The organism is Sphingobacterium kitahiroshimense (assembly GCF_025961315.1).
Classification (GTDB): domain Bacteria; phylum Bacteroidota; class Bacteroidia; order Sphingobacteriales; family Sphingobacteriaceae; genus Sphingobacterium; species Sphingobacterium anhuiense.
Genome location: NZ_JAOQNK010000001.1, coordinates 1,287,322 through 1,305,005, shown reverse-complemented (window position 1 = coordinate 1,305,005; position 17,684 = coordinate 1,287,322). Strand labels below are relative to the sequence as shown.

Annotated in this window: 22 protein-coding genes; 14 read left to right on the top strand and 8 right to left on the bottom strand. The window is 35.9% G+C overall.

The annotated features are described in order from the left end of the window. Positions 1-475 precede the first annotated feature (475 nt). Both M2265_RS06005 and M2265_RS06000 read left to right on the top strand, forming a co-directional pair. Entirely contained in the window at positions 476-964 is a 489-nt protein-coding gene (locus M2265_RS06005; protein WP_132771452.1) for a GNAT family N-acetyltransferase, read from the top strand. Between the two features lie 29 nt (positions 965-993). Next, positions 994-1,518, top strand: coding sequence for an NADPH-dependent FMN reductase (locus M2265_RS06000; protein WP_132771453.1), 525 nt, complete (start codon positions 994-996; stop codon positions 1,516-1,518). Between the two features lie 224 nt (positions 1,519-1,742). Here the strand turns inward: M2265_RS06000 and M2265_RS05995 are convergent, their stop codons facing one another. From M2265_RS05995 to M2265_RS05975, 5 genes are all read right to left on the bottom strand, one after another. Continuing rightward, positions 1,743-2,060 (bottom strand): hypothetical protein, encoded by a 318-nt coding sequence (locus M2265_RS05995; RefSeq protein WP_132771454.1) that lies wholly within the window; start codon positions 2,058-2,060, stop codon positions 1,743-1,745. Between the two features lie 49 nt (positions 2,061-2,109). Continuing rightward, positions 2,110-2,517, bottom strand: a complete 408-nt coding sequence (locus M2265_RS05990; protein ID WP_132771455.1) for an esterase/lipase family protein — start codon at positions 2,515-2,517, stop codon at positions 2,110-2,112. 440 nt (positions 2,518-2,957) lie between these two features. Beyond that, complete coding sequence (locus M2265_RS05985; protein ID WP_132771456.1) at positions 2,958-3,638, bottom strand: YiiX family permuted papain-like enzyme; 681 nt, start codon at positions 3,636-3,638, stop codon at positions 2,958-2,960. Positions 3,639-3,767: 129 nt separating this feature from the next. Next, positions 3,768-4,535 (bottom strand): DUF4262 domain-containing protein, encoded by a 768-nt coding sequence (locus M2265_RS05980; protein WP_132771457.1) that lies wholly within the window; start codon positions 4,533-4,535, stop codon positions 3,768-3,770. Positions 4,536-4,811: 276 nt separating this feature from the next. Continuing rightward, a complete protein-coding gene (locus M2265_RS05975; protein WP_132771458.1) occupies positions 4,812-5,543 on the bottom strand; it encodes a hypothetical protein in 732 nt (243 codons plus the stop codon). Between the two features lie 916 nt (positions 5,544-6,459). On the opposite strand from M2265_RS05975, the gene M2265_RS05970 reads away from it, so the two are divergent. Next, positions 6,460-6,849 carry a nuclear transport factor 2 family protein gene (locus M2265_RS05970; RefSeq protein ID WP_132771459.1) on the top strand — a complete coding sequence of 130 codons (390 nt, stop codon included), beginning with the start codon at positions 6,460-6,462 and terminating at the stop codon, positions 6,847-6,849. A gap of 341 nt (positions 6,850-7,190) precedes the next feature. On the opposite strand, the gene M2265_RS05965 is transcribed toward M2265_RS05970, so the two are convergent. The 3 genes from M2265_RS05965 to M2265_RS05955 all read right to left on the bottom strand — a co-directional run bounded on the left by M2265_RS05965 (position 7,191) and on the right by M2265_RS05955 (position 9,508). Then, positions 7,191-7,622, bottom strand: a complete 432-nt coding sequence (locus M2265_RS05965; RefSeq protein ID WP_132771460.1) for a luciferase family protein — start codon at positions 7,620-7,622, stop codon at positions 7,191-7,193. Positions 7,623-7,625: 3 nt separating this feature from the next. Continuing rightward, entirely contained in the window at positions 7,626-8,546 is a 921-nt protein-coding gene (locus M2265_RS05960) for a hypothetical protein (protein ID WP_132771461.1), read from the bottom strand. A gap of 194 nt (positions 8,547-8,740) precedes the next feature. Beyond that, entirely contained in the window at positions 8,741-9,508 is a 768-nt protein-coding gene (locus M2265_RS05955; RefSeq protein WP_132771462.1) for a DUF2310 family Zn-ribbon-containing protein, read from the bottom strand. 441 nt (positions 9,509-9,949) lie between these two features. Here M2265_RS05955 and M2265_RS05950 point away from each other — a divergent pair, with 441 nt between their 5' ends. The 11 genes from M2265_RS05950 (at position 9,950) to M2265_RS05900 (ending at position 17,408) form a co-directional block, all read left to right on the top strand. After that, positions 9,950-11,200 (top strand): site-specific integrase, encoded by a 1,251-nt coding sequence (locus M2265_RS05950; protein ID WP_019974921.1) that lies wholly within the window; start codon positions 9,950-9,952, stop codon positions 11,198-11,200. Between the two features lie 210 nt (positions 11,201-11,410). Further along, positions 11,411-11,599, top strand: a complete 189-nt coding sequence (locus M2265_RS05945) for a hypothetical protein (protein WP_131828185.1) — start codon at positions 11,411-11,413, stop codon at positions 11,597-11,599. 21 nt (positions 11,600-11,620) lie between these two features. Beyond that, positions 11,621-12,013 carry a single-stranded DNA-binding protein gene (locus tag M2265_RS05940; protein WP_264599343.1) on the top strand — a complete coding sequence of 131 codons (393 nt, stop codon included), beginning with the start codon at positions 11,621-11,623 and terminating at the stop codon, positions 12,011-12,013. Positions 12,014-12,056: 43 nt separating this feature from the next. Then, on the top strand, positions 12,057-13,130 hold the full coding sequence (locus M2265_RS05935) for a DUF932 domain-containing protein (protein WP_055133654.1): 1,074 nt from the start codon (positions 12,057-12,059) through the stop codon (positions 13,128-13,130). A 52-nt stretch (positions 13,131-13,182) separates the two neighbouring features. Continuing rightward, positions 13,183-13,659 carry a hypothetical protein gene (locus M2265_RS05930; protein ID WP_132773148.1) on the top strand — a complete coding sequence of 159 codons (477 nt, stop codon included), beginning with the start codon at positions 13,183-13,185 and terminating at the stop codon, positions 13,657-13,659. Next, on the top strand, positions 13,656-13,865 hold the full coding sequence (locus M2265_RS05925) for a hypothetical protein (RefSeq protein ID WP_132773150.1): 210 nt from the start codon (positions 13,656-13,658) through the stop codon (positions 13,863-13,865). Before M2265_RS05930 ends, M2265_RS05925 begins: the two co-directional genes overlap by 4 nt. Then, positions 13,862-14,467, top strand: coding sequence for a PRTRC system protein E (locus tag M2265_RS05920; RefSeq protein ID WP_132773152.1), 606 nt, complete (start codon positions 13,862-13,864; stop codon positions 14,465-14,467). The genes M2265_RS05925 and M2265_RS05920 overlap by 4 nt, the downstream gene beginning before the upstream one ends. A gap of 19 nt (positions 14,468-14,486) precedes the next feature. Continuing rightward, positions 14,487-14,705: a PRTRC system protein C gene (locus M2265_RS05915; protein ID WP_002978317.1), complete on the top strand. Its 219-nt coding sequence runs from the start codon at positions 14,487-14,489 to the stop codon at positions 14,703-14,705. Between the two features lie 17 nt (positions 14,706-14,722). Beyond that, entirely contained in the window at positions 14,723-15,886 is a 1,164-nt protein-coding gene (locus M2265_RS05910) for a hypothetical protein (RefSeq protein WP_132773154.1), read from the top strand. Continuing rightward, positions 15,883-16,602, top strand: a complete 720-nt coding sequence (locus tag M2265_RS05905; RefSeq protein WP_132773156.1) for a PRTRC system protein B — start codon at positions 15,883-15,885, stop codon at positions 16,600-16,602. The genes M2265_RS05910 and M2265_RS05905 overlap by 4 nt, the downstream gene beginning before the upstream one ends. Then, on the top strand, positions 16,602-17,408 hold the full coding sequence (locus tag M2265_RS05900) for a PRTRC system ThiF family protein (RefSeq protein WP_132773157.1): 807 nt from the start codon (positions 16,602-16,604) through the stop codon (positions 17,406-17,408). The genes M2265_RS05905 and M2265_RS05900 overlap by 1 nt, the downstream gene beginning before the upstream one ends. Positions 17,409-17,684: the final 276 nt, after the last annotated feature.

Sequence of the window (17,684 nt, the reverse complement as noted above, 5' to 3'; positions counted from 1 at the left end):
TTTTCGTTTTGGATAGCAAGACCACGTTAACAAAGTATTGAATATCTTTTATTGCTTCCCGATAATAAAAAATGTTAAGTGACTTTGATACTAAGGAAATATAGAGCTGGAATAACTCGCACTAATGTCGACATCATAATTTATTTTAATTCGTTGCATTATGTCAATTCTACAGTAGAATGAAGCTACATCGGCTTAATTTGTCATTTCTAAAGCTGTTGCATAGCGTAAAACTTAACCGGGAGCAAGCATTTATTTTACTTCTTTCAGAACTTGTTAAATGAGAAAAAGATTGTAGTTTTGACTTGGTTAGATTTGATAATATCTTTCAACTAGGATAGGGAAAATTAAGGTTAATGCTATTTAATCCGACACACAACTGTAGAAAGTTTTAGGCTAAATAACCATATTTTAAAATGATTATTAGTTTAAGCTCTGCAAGCATAAATTTCAAAATAGAACAATAGTTAACGAAATGATTAGAAAAGCAACTCAAAGCGATATTATTCAAGCGTCAAAGGTGCTGGAGGAGGTAAAGATGGATATGTTGCGTGAAGGTGTTGACCAGTGGGATCAAGAATATCCTAATGAGGTGGTACTTACACAGGATATTGATAAGGAGCAGGCATTTATTTATGAAGAGCAGGGAGAGCTAGTCGCGTATATGGCTTTAAATGAAAAATGTGATGAAGAATATAATGACTTAAATTGGAATACCAGTATTCCCTTTCTTGTGATTCATCGTCTATATGTAAAACCAGCTGCTCAAGGAAAAGGAATTTCTAGTAAAATGATCAGATATGCAGAAGAATATGCTGTTGAACACAAATACCAGTCCATCCGTTTTGATGCTTTTTCATTAAATGAAACAGCCAATACCGTTTATTTAAAAAAAGGATATCATCTGGTGGGAACTGTTAATTTTCGAAAAGGAGTCTTCAATTGTTATGAAAAGGCGATTTAGCTCTTAATAATTTAGGATTAAAATAACTTATGAAAAATATTTTTGTAATAAATGGTAGTGCGAGTAGCTATTCCTCAAATCAAAAGCTTATAGCTTTAATCGTTGACCTTACAAAGGATACTCTAAATATCAAAGTTTTTAATGATCTTAAAACTCTTCCACATTTTGATCCTAAACTTTCTATCGAAAATACACCAGAAGAAATCTTAAAGTTTAGAAAAGAAATTGAAATTGCTGAAGGGGTTTTAATCTGTACACCCGAGTATGTTTTCAGTATTCCCAGCGGACTCAAAAATGTGATCGAATGGTGTGTGTCAACAACTGTATTTTCTGGCAAACCGTTGGGGATAATAACAGCATCAGCTCATGGAGAAAAAGGACATGTAGAATTGCAGCTAATTATGGAAACTTTAATGGCAAATTTCACCACAGAGACTACACTTTTAATTTCTGGAATAAAAGGGAAAATAAATGAAAAAGGGCATTTAGCGGATTCTAAAACAAATATTGCGCTATTAAATTTTGTAGATGCCTTTAAAAAACTGATGTCATAGTTTGAAATTGGGTATCAGATTTATTGTGAGATTGATAATAGAATCAAAACCAGCAGACGTTCTGAAGGTATTTCCTTGTTGAAAAACAACTTTTTGTTAATCTTTTATTTGAAGATATTGAAAAAGTAGCAAACCATGTTTATTCACCATTGTTAGGCATTTTATTAAATAATTTTGATTTCACTATCTAGTTAAGAAACATGATGTTTTTCAGAAGTATACCATTAAAAACCATTTTTAGAAAGATCATGGGTTATTTTACGGTAAATCTCGGGAATGTCAAATGCTCCAATTTTCCTCCGTTTTATGTCAGTTATTTCACCATGTGAAATACCACGACTACTATCCGTGAATAATTGAAATTTATCACCCCAAACTGCCGATTTCACAGGTACAAGTCCATCATTTTCTCCGGCGTTCTTCATTAAATACTGATATGTCCAAGAGTATAGGAAGTCATCTTTTTTAGAAGCCATAGCAGATGCATAACTATTGTAATATACCAATGGATCATTTAAGTTATTTTGATTAAAACTTTCCATATAATTTATGCTTAGCTCATTTATTACATTATAAATATTTGGGTTATTGTCACCGAATATTTTGACCAAAACAGGGAGTACGTTTCGCAAGTGAACTTTGGAAGGTTCTGTTATTTAAAAAATAATCTGCAATTAAAGTACCATGATGAGGCGTTGATATTGTTGTTAAGGAAGCTATTTTTCGACCATATTGCAAAGTCGAAATCAGGAAGCGCGCGTCAATGCCACCTTTTGAATGCGCTATTAAATTAATTTTTTCTGCACCGGTCTTATGGATTATATCTTCTATTCTTAATTGAAGTAACTTTGCATTATCTTCAATTGAGCCCCAAGCATCTGTATACCCATAAAATACATTAATTCCTAACTCCTTTAACAATTTTGGAATTCTTCCCCAGAACAAAGTGTTGTCTTTTGCTCCAGTTCCGTGTATCAGTATAAGTGGATATTTTAACATTTAGTTTCTATTTTTTGTAGATACAAAGCATAATAGGATTGTCTGAATTATTTCTGATATGACACTTTTGTTAAAGTGAATTTTAATATAAACAATATACCTATTATTTTATATTCATTTCAAATTATCATTTCTACGCTTATTAGCTTTTTATTTTTCTAGTGTTTTCCAATTTCCTTTTTTTTAATAAACATTATTAAAGATAGGAGAATGAAATACCAGGTTGAAGCTCCAAGTATTTCGGTAGATTATAGGATTACTAACTATTATGTGATGAGTGGGATGTTCATTATTATTTTTAGCGTTCTGAATTATAGGATTTTACTGTTGTGATCTTTCCGCGATACGTTTTAGGTATTTTCTCTTGATTAGTTACGTAAAAATAATAAAGTCAAGGCAATCTTGATGATATAATGCCAGACAGGTATAATGGCTATTTATTAATTTACATTTATTGTTTCTAATAGTTCGCTGTTAAAAACTGCCTTTGGTGAAATTACAACTTCGTTAAGCGGTATTTTGTGGCCATAACGCTCTTTCATTTTTTGTTTAACAACTTCGTCTGTTAAGTCAAAGTCGCTTAGTTTTTCAAGTTTGCCAATTTCAAGCCCTGTCGCACGTTTGTAGATTTTCCAGATTAGTTCAGAACAATAAATTTTGTCATCACTCCATTCAAAAGTTAGGTCATAATTTTTACCTTTAAACTTGTCGCCTTCTTGTCTCATTTTTTGGATCGTTTCAGTTGTCAAAATTTGATTAGCGTTTTTTAGTCGCTTAATTACATAATGTCCGTCTTTGCCCCGTGCGATCCATTTGTCAAGTGGTGTTAACTTAATGGGCTGCACTGCTTCAAAAACGTAATGTTGTCCATTGTCGCTGTAAATGATACCGCAATGCGAATATTTAGATTTTGTTGCAAGTTCGATTGCTTTACTTTGTCCTGAAAGTGAAGTTTGAAAAATTAAGTCGCCATTTTTAATTTCGCTTTTGTTCGCAAGTTTTTTCACCTCTGTTTTTACCTTATCCAGTCGATGGTTTGGGTCGTAAAATTTTCTTTTGGCGTGGAGACCACCAACGACAATCAGTCCACAAAACCCTAGTAAAATTATCCCTTTTTTCATACTTGTCTTATTGTTGTTTTGGTCTCCGAAAACTTTACAAATGCTTCTAACATCACCTAGATTGATCAATATTCCTTCTTTTTAATTCATTTGATACACATAATGACTTAAGGACAGATAATCTATTGATTACTCTTCTTCATCATCTTCAATTCTATTTCGTGTCCATTTTCCACCTATGGTATCGCGTTCTGCTTTTTCGCCATATTCTAGGTCAAATATTTCGTTCAATGTAATGTCTTTCTTAGTTAATTCTTCAAGTGCAACTATCTTAATATCTTCTGGCATTTGATCTCCTGTCAGAAATTGCCAGTCACCATCATGATCATGCACGACATGCAATATAGGTTCTTTTTCTTCAAGCCATTGTCGCGTCGTAAAAGTTGTTAAATTCTTAGGCTCATAAAACTTAAATTCAGCATTTCTATCAAGCAAAGGTTGTATGTAAACATATTTTTCTTCAAAATTTTCCTCCCATGGAAATCTGTCGTTACTGTCCGTCCAGATTAATTGAAGCGCATCAAATTGTTTGTCTTGATAATAGTTTATCCCGGTACCAAAATAATCATCGATGTTTCTTTTATCTACCGCTATAAACATAGCCTTGCTTTCATAGAAGATGTTGCAGTAAATTTCTCCGGGTGTAAACACCTCACCATCTTTGATTAGGTCCGCAACAACATTGGTGATTTCGTGTGCCAAATCGGTCGGTAGACCAAAGCAGATTATTTCAGGATGATGGTATCTCTGCGTTAGACCAATGCTATAAGTAAAAGATGGCAGATAGTTTGTCGCAGCGACTGTAATAACCTGAAGACCAAATTTGTCTATGTTTATTTTAGTCTTTTCGAGTAAATCATCAGTATTAATACAGTTATGTTCGCTTTTTTCGATCATTATTTGCAGTTACATTAGCTCTGTTAAATATATTGTATGGTGAATTTAACATTTTGAATCGGTCCTCACAACTTAACCTAGTCATTTCGACCGTTCACCAAGTTTTTTGCTGGTTTATTCTAAACTATAAAACTAGCCCAAAATTGTACAGGAGTCTGGTGACTATATGATCGCCAAAATAACATGCAGTTAGACTATTACTCCTGCATCAGAAATAAATCTGATGTTCCAGCCAAGATATTTGATGGTTTCACATCCTTATTTTTAATTATCAAATTATTCAGTTTTCTTAATCGCACTATCCAGCCTAGCTAAGTAATACGTATACTGCCTTTCCTCCAGTACTCCTCGTCCCTTTAGGACATAAGTTTTCATGATAAAGGACGTATTGTCGACCCATTTGATATCTTCCACTGCCCAATTCTTGGTCTGAAAGCTTGCCATTTCTGAAATTCGGGCATGAGAGCTGATCATGCCATCGCGTATTTCTAGAAGTCCTATAAAGCAACTATTGCGTTCATATACATGGTTGTAGTAGTAGGCAAGAAAGCGTCCGTCGGGAGAATGGATGGGGAGCGATACGGCAGCATCTCCGATAGAGACAATCCCATACTGATCGGAAGTAGCGCTGTCCAGCAATACCATGTCGCTGAATCCGAGATGTTCAGAAACACTATGGTTTACTAAAGCATGCATCTGCAAGCGCGGGAAATATCCCATATACTGCCAGCCGCGAAAATCGTCGTCTTGTCTGGGCGAATCGTCATATTTTTTGAGTTTAATGATACCTTTTCCTGTATGTACTATCAGTGTGTTGTTCTTTATGGCAAAGTGGGAAAATATCATTTTCGGTGCCGGAGCAGTCCTTTCATAAAGTTGTTTCTCTGCAATCTCAATATGTATTTCTGGAAGGCTGTCATAGCGATCTGCATAGCCTACAGCCAGCTCTTGGCCTGACTGACCATAAGCAAGTCCTATTGAAAAGAAAAAAAGGAAGATCAGTCTCATGTTAATTTCTTTGTTTTATTTTCAAATTTTTGTTTCAAAGAGTATATACTGTAAATTTTATCTACAGAATTTATGTCTTATAAATTATTGACTTTAATTGCACTAAATTCTATCATGATTCTTTCAAAAGTTCTTCATGCAAATTATATAGCAATTCGAGGAGTCGGTATAAAACTTTCGAGTGGGTAAAATTGAACTGTTTCTTCTTACTGATTTTTAGCGCTAAAACTGAATACTAAGAATGAAACAATTATAAAGTACCTAGATAAGCTATATTTGATAAAGTTTGAAGACATAGATTTAGTCATTATAAGTCTATAGGTTAACCGAATTAAGATACAGATAAAAATCAGATATCTATCATGTAAAATGATTGCGAATTCTTGAGAATCCATATACATCAAAAGGGCCTAATTCTCATTAGACCCTTTATCTTGGCGTTTAACTGCACAGTAATTTTTATGTTTCTTATCGTTTCCTCTTTTTTGTTTCATCATCCAAATTGTTTTCAAGCAATTGGATTTATTTACTGTACTACGTCATTTATCGTTATCCACTTTCATGCTGAAAGTATGTTTGTTATCGTTTTGTATTATAAGAACACCTGTCGAATAGAATAGTTCAAAAAAGTTTAAAATAATTTCACCTATTCATTTCTACAGTTCACCGAGTTTTTAGTTGTTTTAGTCTAATTGCCATAGGGTAGGGACGATTTACGCTCTACTTTTGAATCAACAAATAAGAACTAACAAACTATAAAATAAAGACATTATGAACCATCATGAGTACATTGGTAATTAGTTGTAGAATTTATACTCATGATAGCCTTATCACCTTTAAATAACAGATTTTTAGATAAAAAACTTTAGCAAAAACATTCACAGCAGCAGCTTTGATCGCAGTATCAACATTCACAATGGCAGCAGGCAAACCAGAGGTAGCAAACCCTAAAAAAGCAGTGGTCAATTTATCTACTGCAGATCTAGCCATTGATCATTACGTTGCGGTTATGACAGAAGGACAATCGGCAGGAGTGGAGCAGTTGTTTACATCAGACTTCAGCCAGAAAGTACAAGCATCAGAAGATAGAACTAATAGCCGTTCAGAAGTTATCAGCTTTTTGAAAAAGCAAAAAGGAGAGCAGCTAAACTGTAAAACTAGTACCACCATCATACAGGAGTCTGCTGATTATATGGTAGCAAAAGTAACGATGCAGTTTGAAGGCTTTACCAAAACCGATCTCGTGACTTTAATCAATGACGGTGGTAACTGGAAAATATCCCAATCGATCAACTCGTATAATTAATTTAAGGTTTAATCATATGTTTAGTTAAAGCCACCTCGCGAGATGTGGTTTTTCTTTTTTATCGCCATTGATTCGAGTTGATAAATATTCTACATATAAAGAAATAAGTATATTTTTACTGATCAGTAAATTTAAACAGTATTTCTATGTTAGGTTTAATCGCATCCTTTCTTTCTATCGGTCTTGGATTTATGTTAAAGTATTCATCTCAAGATGGCTACAGTGAAATGAGGAAATATTGGCTATTTTTTGTGGCATCTGGTATTTTAACAATAATTTATAAAAGCTTTAAGCATTTTGGTTAATCGAATATTTTAGTGGATATTCTTTTGGTTTTAATATTATGTAGATTTAAATATTGAGGCTTTTTTTTCATAAGCCAATAAAAGCAATCCCATTGCGTACTTACAGTCCTGTTCATTTGTAATGTAAAAACTGATCCAGCCTGAATTTTTAAAAACATGATGATTTTGTATTTTACCATCCTTGAGCAGCTGTTGTTTAATAGTTTTATTTAAGCGGATGTCTAATAATCCATTACTATGCAAATGCCCAAATTCTTTATCCAAGTAATTAAACTGAGTTCCACCATATTTATGAACAGTAATACTGGTGTTCGGATATTTTGAAATCGTTTCTTCGATATCATCAAGCCAGTCCAACATTTGCGGTTGTGTAGCAAAGAACCAAAGTCTAATGAGGCTATCATATAAAATTGCTATCAGAGGGATAGCCTTCAAAAAGCCCAAGTATTTCACGACAAATGAAAACATAAGTTATGATTCACTTAAAACTTTAACATGCTCCATTACCCTAAAATGAACATTTCTTGTAATACTTTCAGCCCATAAATCATAATACCAAGTAGGAAACACGTGGAGTTTATACCAGCTGTTTCCTGTTAATGTTGTGGTGCCGTCACCATTATCGTGTAATAAAAATTGACCTTTTGTGATATCAATATGTCCCATAATCTCAGGATCTTTAGGTTGATCAATAATGTCAAATGTCAAGTTTTTATTGATATCAAATTCAACAATAGTTTCATCAAAGATGTAGCCGTTGCTAAAAATACATTTACGATTTGCACCAAGCTTCCTGTCACTTACTGTAGTCGCCATAGGACTAGGCATACCGATTTTAAAAAGCCAATAATTTTCTTTGTTTTCAATCTTATCAAATGCAACTACGTGTTGCCAAATTTCTTCCGGGGTCGCATTGATTACGATTTTATCTGAAACCATATTTTCATGATCGTGGTCAGAAATAGAATCTACAATAAAAATGAGAATTAAGATACTTATTAGACTCACATTCAGTTTTTGATTGTTTCTTTTAAATATTGCTCTGCCTATGAAGGCCCCTGAAATGATAAACCCAAAGATCAGTGGAGATACTATTAGTAAGCAGATTACTCCTTCATTTAAAAAAAGATAACTTAAAGCGATAGCAATTATGCCATTTATTATAGAATATCCTGTTATCTGTTTGCCCTTTAAATTCAGATTTTTCCAATACCAGGTTGAGATTATGCCCATTAGCATCGGTATGATTACAAATTCCGAAAAGATAAGTATTCCTGCATCTTCATGACCAAAAGCGCTTTGTAGTCCGATAACTGTCATGGCAAATAAATTTGCTAACAAAATACCTGAAGCTATTTTTGATTGAATTAATTTTGAAATGATATTTGTCACGGAGTTTTTATAGTTAAAATAAGCTTTATTCTTTAGATCTTATCAGTTTAAAACACTGAATGCTTAAATTTACATAAATTTTCAATATACCTAGAGAGTCATCATAAATTTTAAAGTTAACTTATGTCTCTTGTCTTGCTGTATTTTAAACACTCCAGTGATTTACATATTATAAAGAGGATGTCTAGGGTCATTTATGTATTTGTAGATATTGTTGATATGATTCTACAATTATCACATTTGAAATCATAAAGATTATGTAATTGTGTTTTTAAGGTCCATTTTTTCTTACAATTTGGGCAGAGTCTATTTTTATCATCTCCACTATTTTTCCTGTAATTGTATAAATAATAAAATGTTGGAATTGTCGTTTGTTCTTCAATTTGTTTACATATATCCAAACCTTGCTTTGATAATGGTGATTTTGTTTCTTGCATCTGATTTAAAGACCAACGTTCTCCGACCTCACAATTCATTTGTAAGCTATCACAAGCTTGATAGTTTGTTTCCCAACTTAAAATTGGCATATAACCAAAGTCGTAAAATTTTGGTAGCTTATAAAGTGGGACAGATTTGTTACATGTACCACACGTTAATGGAGAGTCAATCGAAATGTAGTTTGTGATAAGAATGTAAAATTCAGATTTACAACATATACAAGGTTTCTTATACTCTATACTTGTTTTACCTAAATTCTTAATTGAAATTCTCGATCCACTAAGTTTTTCAATTTTATCTATTTGGCCTTTGACATATTTGTTATTATACTTTTTACTAAGGGAATTTTTTTCAAGTGTATATGGAAGACTTACTATTTTATTTTTTTTGATGTACTGACTTTCAATTTTTCCTTGCGTTTGACCATTTCCTCTATAAAAGGATAAGAGTAAATTGAACTCATCGTAAATTTTGTCTTTATTTACTTTTGTTTTTATAATAATTGAAATCTTTTTTATAAACATTGTTTTTTGGGTTAAACTTATAATTGACTAACATTCCAGCGTACAAGCGATTTAGGAGCAGAAAGCTACTTATCAATATCGAAATTGAATAAAAGCAGAAAATTTTTTTAGCAATCAATAGGCTCTTTTGCAAAAAGCCAGTTAATAGTCGTGATTTCTTATTTGTTCATTTTTTTATAAAAAAAAGATTAGTAAAAAGCAAAAATAAGCAAAACGATTAAACCCGTTGCTATACAATGCTTTATAAAACAGTAGTCTTAGTTTGGAACTCGGTGTCTGATAGGTTTTGGTCGTGAAAACACAAGGTTAGGTTACTAATTCGTTACCGATTGATAACGGTAATGACATAGCTTAACTGATTATATTTCAGTCTTTTGCACCCATTTTTATATTCCCTTGTAACTCAATGTAATTTAATTTTAAACATTAAACATTTGAGTTATGGAACAGACAAAAAAGTCCACGTTCAAACTGCTTTTCTACCTGAAAAAGAACGAACTGAAAAAGAACGGTAATGCACCAATTATGGCACGTATTACCATTGATGGAACACCTAAAACTTTCGGAACAAAGTTAGAAATCAATCCTAATAATTGGGATTTAAAATACGGAAGAGTTGAGGGAAAGAGTGCCACCGCTTTGAGCGTTAACCAAAAATTGGATAACATACGTGGACGTATCGACAAGATTTACGAAGATATGCTGAAGCACGAGGGGTTTGCAACCGCCCAAAAAGTAAAGCTCTCGTTTTTAGGTGTTGGTGTAATGGAAGATGCCGTACTAAAAGTCTTTAAAGACCAAAACGAAGACTTTGAAAAAATGGTCGCTAAGGGAAAACGCTCTCAAAGCACATATAGCAAGTACAACACTGTTTACAATCACCTTAGCGAATTTATAAGGGAGCGTTACCATCGTGACGATATGGCTTTCCGAGAACTCACTTCTGATTTTATCCGTGAGTTTGATTTCTTTCTTCGCATTGATAAGGAATGTACCCATAATACGGTTTGGGTTTACACAATGCCAGTTATTGCTTTGGCAGAATTGGCTATCAAGAAAGGCTTGATACGGGATAATCCTTTTGAAGATTATGAAATCAGTATGGAAGAAACCGACCGCAGCTACCTTTTAAAAGAGGATGTGGAAACTTTAATGCTCCTGAAACCATCTAAGCCCCGATATGAACTTGTAAAAGACCTTTTTATTTTCAGTTGCTTTACAGGGCTTTCTTACATTGATATTAAGAAACTGAAATGGAGCAATATCCAGTCTTTCTTTGATGGACACCAATGGATAATCAGCAGGAGGAAGAAATCAGATGTTGCCTCCAACGTCCGTCTTTTGGAAATCCCCAAACGCATCATTGAGAAATATCGTGGAGTTACAAGAAATGATTTTGTATTCCCAATGCCATCCAATGCGACTTGCAACACGCATATAGGTAAACTTATTGAGGAAGCGAGTATTGTTACAGAACAGAAAGTTACATTCCACACCGCCCGTCACACATTCGCCACAATGTTTTTGACCGAGGGCGTACCGCTTGAAAGTCTTAGCAAAATGATGGGGCATAAAAATATTTCCACCACACAGATTTACGCCAAAATCACAAGCCAAAAAATCAGTAAGGATATGGATTTAGTTGCCCCAAAATTTCAGGCTATGGAAGAAGCATTTTTAGCCGCAATCTGATTAACTTTTATTACTTCACAACACAGCAGAACTTAACGGTTCTGCTTTTTTTATGCCCTTACTTTTCGATTATTCCAACCTCTATTTCAGGCTCTCATAGCCTGGTCATTTATTCCATAAAAATTAGAACAGAATATTTCCACAATCAACCGGTAAAAAGGCAGCTAAGTTATAGCGGGCAGCCACCGCACCCACCCACCAATAAAAAAAATGAATGAACGGTTTCCCCCTAAAGGAACCCCCATTAAATCATTTTTTTTCTTGGTCTTCGCTGTTGCCCGCTTGGATTATCTGCTTTCTTTTTTCCGGTTTTTCTTTTGGAAAAAATTATGCGAAGCGAAGCGGAGCAAACCACAACAGGAAGCAGGAAACGAGAAAAGCGAACGTAACAAAATGTAAAACTTTTAAAACAGGACGATTATGAACATCACAGGAAGACTGACAAGGGATGCGGAAGTACGCACAACGTCAAACGGAAAACAAGTAGTAAACTTTTCAGTAGCGGTAAACGACAGCTACAAAACCAAACAGGGCGAACGAGTGGAGCAAACCGCCTATTTCGACTGCTCATATTGGAGAACCCCGAACGCAGTGAAGATACTCACCAAAGGTCTATTGGTAGAACTGACTGGCAGGGTAAGCACAAGAGCGTGGGTAGGCAAAGACGGAGAAGCAAAGGCAGGTTTGAACTTTCATACCTCTGACTTCAAACCGCTTGCAGGAGGCAGGAGAGCCGAAACCATACAGGCTACTGCACAATCTGAAAGCAACGGATTTACAACACAGGGAGCAGAGGACGACCTCCCATTTTAACAACAAGTATTCAATCATTTTTTAACATCAAATTTTTAACATTATGGCACATAATATCAATTTCAACGAGAGAACAGGACGTTATTCATTTTTCAGCGTTCAGCAAAAAGCGTGGCACAACTTGGGGCAAATCGTAGAACAGTACCCGACAAGCGAGGAAGCTATCAAACACGCAGGATTAGATTACGAAGTCGTAAAATCCCCACTATTTACCAAAGGTTCGGGCATTATCGAAACAGCTAACGGCATAGAGATAGGCAGTAGTGAATTAGAAGTTCCTAACTATTTTGCCAACATACGCACCGATAACAATGCAGTATTGGGAGTAGTCGGTAAGGATTACCACATTGTACAAAACCGTGAAGCCTTTAATTTCTTTGATGCTATTGTAGGTGGTGGCGATGGTATTCTGTACGAAACCGCAGGAGCATTAGGCAACGGAGAACGCATATTTATCACAGCCAAATTGCCCGATTATATCCGTGTAGGCAATGGCGACGATGTAACGGAAAAGTACATTTTCCTAACCACTTCGCACGATGGTAGCGGAAGTATCACAGCCGCATTCACGCCTATCAGAATTGTTTGTCAAAATACCTTAAACGCTTCATTACGCAGTATGACTAATGTTGTCCGCATCAAACACACTTCGGGAGCAAAACAACGTGTTGAGAATGCCCATAAGATTATGGGACTTGCCAATACATTTAGCAACCAATTAGAGGGCATTTTTAATGAGTGGGCAAAAGTAAAGGTAACAGACCAAGAGGTTAAAAAGCTAATCCAATTGGCACTTTGCCCGAATAAGGAAACCTTTGATTTGCTGAAAAAAGGTGCTATGGATGAAATTTCCACCGTATTCAAAAATACCGTTGAGGACGCATTTGCATACGCAATGATAAGCGATACACAGCAAATGGACACGACAAAAGGCACTTTGTTCGGAGCATACAACGCTGTTACAGGCTACTATCAGAACGTGAGAAATTACAAGAATGACGAAGCCAAATTACAAAGCATTGTATTGGGTGGTACTGCCCAACTCAAATCACAGAAAGCATTTGACTTGTGTAACGAATTTGCTTTAGACGGTGCGGAAATCCTAAATCTTAATTAACTAACTACAGGCTACCGCTTTAATCGGTGGTAGCCTACTAAAAACAAAAGTTATGGCAAATTGGTGCAGTAATACGGTTGTATTCGAGGGGAAACCCGAAGCAATCACAGCAATACAAGAACTTTTCCAATCAATGAAGGAAAAGGAAGAAAAAACCGAAGAAGGGCAACTACCCGAATTTATGGAAGATACCAACGGTGGGTATTTCTTCAATATCTATTGGAACGAGGGCGATGAAGGGCAATTTCAATACGAAACAAAGTGGTCACCTAATATTGAAATTGTCCAAAGAATAGCAGAATACTACCAAGTTGATTTTGTACAGGACTATGAGGAAATGGGAAACCTTGTTTATGGCAGAGCAACTTATCGGGATAGCATACTCAGCGATATATTTTTGAGCGGTGATGATTTTGAAACCTACGAGCAGGACGAAGAAACAGACCTCTACCACTTTGAGGGCGAAGAATACGAAAGCGATTACGAGATATTGGAAACTCTTTTGGAACGTAAAATTACAACACTATGAAAATAATTGATTTAAACGGTTTCCAAATCGAAGTAACAGACCTTGACGAAGCTATCCGAATAACAGCAGATTACAAAGAATACCACCATAAAGACAAACGTTTTTCGGAGTTCGACAAAAGGCAAAAAGCCTATTGGATAGATATGTACGAGAAACTGACAGTAATCAAAAAACAATCTTCAACAATTAAAATTTCAGAACGATGAATACAAATTTTTTCAATCAAATACAGCAGTTGGACTTTACAGGAGTTTTACAACTGAACATTTCAAAAGGAATAGAAAGCAACCTAATTGTAACGGTATTGCTTAACAACGAAAAATGCGGAGATAATGCCAAAAACGGTATTCCCCCATTAACATTTAATGCTACGCCCCAAGAATTTGATGAGGGATTTTTTGAGCAGATAACTACGCCTATACAAAAGGTATCGGGCTTAATGGTGGATATGGAAAAATTCCTAAAGCAATTGGAAGAAGTTAAAAAGCAATCGGCAATTGAGAAAGAAAAAGCCGAAAAAGAGAAAAAGGAAAAAGAAGCCAAAGACAAGAAATTTAAAGATGCTATGGCAAAGGCTGACGAGTTGGAGAAAGAGGGCAAATTCCGTGAAGCGTGGATGAAAATACCCGATATAGCTGAGTTTCCCGAAAAAGCGGACGAGATACGCAAACGCAAAACATCATTGTCCGACAAGTTCGCAACACCGAGCCTTTTCGGAGCAATGGAAGAAGCAACACCCGAACCGCCACAAGTGAAAGAAGCGACAAACGACTATCCCATTGAAACGGACGAAGAGGAACAGTATTAACACTTAAAAACGAGCAATTATGTTATTAGCAACACAATTAGAGCGAGTTTTCATACTCAAAGATAAAGGACAGGACATCAGACTGACTGACCCCGAACCACGTTGGAGCGTGGAAGCAGTAATGAATTTTTACGCCAATATGTACCCGATTTTGACAACCGCAAAAGCATCTGCACCGCAAATCAAAGATGATGCAGTCGAGTACAAATTTGAGAGCGTAATGGGTACGAAAGGTTAAACCAAAATTATAAAACGATGAATTATGCAACCCAACATCATATCGGGAACTATCAGCATACCCGAACAGAAACGACAACGGCAATTGCACCGACAGTTGGGCGAGTTCGCCAATTGGCTACAAAGACCAAAGGACGCAAGCCAAGTGCAGAAAGACAAGCAGAAATCCGTACCAATAGCAATGCTACCAATGGTATTCTAAAGTGTACGTTTCTGCCTAAACTGAAAACAGCACAATCCGTACAGGCTTGTGAGAAAACGGAGAGGGATTTTTACAAGTCCCTTTCCAAACTTGCCGAGCATTACAGCATTGAGCCAATGCAAACCCAAGATTTTGAGTTTCCCTACAATATAACATTGGCTATGTGGGATATGGAAACCAAGGCAAAACGTACCAATATCAATTGGGATAGTTTCAAATTGGTACAGGACAGTAAGAAAACCTACTTCACAAGTGAGGAACGATACAATACAGGTACAACCTTGTATTATATTCCTATTGTACCGCTTTTTAAGATGCTCAAAGACCCGAAGCGTAAAAAGACTGCACAACTTTTAATATCAGTATGTAGTTACTTGTACCATATTGCCAACATTCCATATTACAGGCAGGAAGACAGCTATCTGTATTGGCAATATGAAATGCACAAAGATTGGGTAGAACAGGACGAGGAAACGGACGAAACTGAAACGTACAAAAGTGAGTTGAGAAATGCAGAATTTATTGGCGATACAATAGAACAAAAACTATTTAACCGTATCAATCTAACCATATTTGAACAACGTTTGAGCCGATTTAAAAGCCTTGATACGTTCGACAGGGAATGTTGGCAGGTAGCTCGCAATGCGTTTGCCATATTTAAAGAATATCCGAACGCAAGCATTTTCAGAAACGCACCATTGCCTGAACAAGACCCTTATGATGATTACGAAAACGAAGCAATCGGAATGGAAAAATATATCTCTTTTATTTCCGATACCAAAGGCTGGCTATTTGAAAACCTTTCCGATACCATCAACAATGAATTTAACGAGTACGGAGCAATGGAAGAACCAACCATTTCCAAGCGATTTGACGTAAGTGAAATACCAACAACAAATCTCGATTTTGAGAACCGCTTGTTTGCCTTATTGCATGACCTCTGCACAATATTAGACGACTATAAAACAACAGAAAAATGAACATCGTAAACGACATCACCGAAAATTTTGGCACATTGTACCATCCGAAATCTGCTTTGGTTTTTTACGAAACCATTGGCACAAATACCGATGTGTATGTGGAGCATTTTGATATGGATAGCAACGGAACGCCTATCAATGCCCACCCATTGACAGTAAAAGAAGCCAATATATTGGCAAAGGCTCTAAAGACCGATGAAGAAAATAGCAAAGCCTTTTTAAAGCCAAAGGGAATTTTGCCGACCCACATTCTGCATATTAATCCGAGCGAAAAAGGTACGGTGCTATGGTACACCAAAACACAGCAAAGGCAGATATATTTTGTGGATAGTTTAGGTATTTCCAACGGCAAGGCACAAGTACCGCCAATGCTATGGTTTGCCAATAAAAGCAGTCTTACGGTATTTGCTTTATCAAACGACAGAAGACCCACCGAGAAAACGCCATTGCATTATGCACCTTTCTTCAATATCTACGAAAAGGGCAATGTATGTATGGGTACTGTGAGTATTGACATTAAAAATTCGGCTTCGGTTGAGGAATTTATACAGGCTTGGGAACATTATTTTTTCAATTCTTATTTCAGTCATTCATTATGCGAAAACTTAACGAAAAAAAATATTGTAACCCTTTGGAAAGACCTTATCAATACGGATAAACCCTTTCCTAAAGAGGTATTGAAAAAGAATAATAAAACCCTTAAAAATCTATTGTGATGAATACGACAAAAACAGCAGTTCATTTTACGGACAACTATTTACTCAATCCTACCAATCCGATTTCGGTAAACCTTATCGGAGCAGGTGGTACAGGTTCAAAAGTATTGACCGCCTTAATGGAAATAAACGAAAGTTTGATAGCATTAGGACACGCAGGGTTGCAAGTCCGCGTTTGGGATGATGATGTTATCACGAGTGCCAATTTGGGCAGACAGCGTTTTGCAGAAAGTGAAACAGGATTATACAAATCCGTTGCTTTAATCAATCGTTGTAACCGTTGGGCGGGTACAAATTGGAAAGCCGAAACGGTAAAATTTGAAAAGGACAAGTTTGGGAGAATGCCCGAAAAAGCAAGGGCAATCATTACCATTACTTGTGTGGATAATGTACAGGCGAGGTTTGGCGTTGCTGAAATTCTTAAAGAAATAAGTTACCGCAGACACTTCCAAGATGAACCAAAATATTGGTTGGATTTTGGCAATAGCCAAGATACAGGACAAGTGCTACTATCTACTATCGGAGAGATAAAGCAACCCAATTCAGAAAAGTATGAAACGGTGGCAAGCCTGCCGTTTGTTACCGATGAATTTGGCGAATTGCTGAGGCAATCCGAACAAGAAGACAACACGCCAAGTTGCTCACTTGCCGAAGCATTGGAGCACCAGGATTTGTTTATCAATTCCTCTTTAACCCAAATGGGATGTTCATTGCTATGGAACTTGTTTCGCAGGGGAATGACCGAATATAGGGGATTTTTTCACAATCTGAAAGATTTCCGCACCCACCCGATAAAAGTTGCCTAAAAGCCTAAATCGGCGGGCAAAAATGCAATTCCTCGCTTCGGTCGGAAACGCATTTTTGCGGTTTAAAGCGGATGCAACCACTTTGCCAAAATGTACCACTTCACAATTCCCTTTCTTCACATTTTACCAAACAGGTTGCGAGTTTTTTGCGTGGGATATTCATTATCCCATTTGTTGTATTTAGCAATGACTTCTTTTCTTTTCACACAGCGACCTAAGAAAAGAAGCAAAAGAACGTCGTCTAGTTATTATTGGATATTTAAAATCCTTTGTTAA